The organism is Methylobacterium sp. CCH5-D2, assembly GCF_001556475.1.
Lineage (GTDB): Bacteria > Pseudomonadota > Alphaproteobacteria > Rhizobiales > Beijerinckiaceae > Methylobacterium > Methylobacterium hispanicum.
Genome location: NZ_LSIX01000215.1, coordinates 1 through 212 on the forward strand (window position 1 = coordinate 1; position 212 = coordinate 212).

Consider the following 212-nt stretch of genomic DNA (forward strand, 5'->3'; position numbering starts at 1 on the left):
GGGCCGCCGGCGCCCTGCCGGTGGTGCTCGGCCCGGTCGAGCGCGTTGGCGACGAGGCGGTCTGCCGCCTCGCCTTCGGCGCGCTGCGGACCCAGGACTACGTCGCGCTCTCCGGGCTGATGTACGGCGACGCCGCGGCCATGCGCCGCTTCCAGATGCGGCGGCGGCGGCACAAGGACCTCTTCACCGGCACGCTGCAATTCGTCTGGTGG

At 74.5% G+C, this 212-nt stretch carries 1 protein-coding gene; it reads left to right on the plus strand.

The genetic code is table 11. The annotated features are described in order from the left end of the window. A partial coding sequence (locus tag AX737_RS34120) for a hypothetical protein (RefSeq protein ID WP_197430471.1) occupies window positions 1-212 on the plus strand: 212 nt, incomplete at both ends.